The sequence below is a fragment of the Alphaproteobacteria bacterium genome, assembly GCA_030739735.1.
Lineage (GTDB): Bacteria > Pseudomonadota > Alphaproteobacteria > UBA7887 > UBA7887 > UBA7887.
The window spans coordinates 92,418-92,669 of record JASLYQ010000010.1 but is presented as its reverse complement, the minus strand read 5'-3'; the positions used below and the strand labels follow the sequence as shown (position 1 = coordinate 92,669).

General features: G+C 59.5%; 1 protein-coding gene. It reads left to right on the top strand.

The genetic code is table 11. The features are described from left to right. Positions 1-41: 41 nt before the first annotated feature. A partial coding sequence (locus QF629_07000) for a hypothetical protein (GenBank protein MDP6013277.1) occupies positions 42-252 on the top strand: 211 nt, incomplete at its 3' end.

Here is a 252-nt window from a genome sequence, read left to right as displayed (position 1 = left end):
AACGATGTCGGAGAATGCGGCAGGCAAAAGGACAGAAAGCCATGAGCGATCCTGTGGAAGCTTCGGGCGACGTTCCAGATCCCACGGCAGATTTCGATAAGGAGCTGAGGTTTGGGCGGCTTGCCGAAGCCTTACGTGCCAATTTACGCAAACGCCAGCAGCAAAAGCGTGAGCGCCAGGCCATGGCGTCGCGTAGCAGACGCGACGACGGGACCTGCCGGGTTCATAGCGAAACGCATCCGACCGACGTCG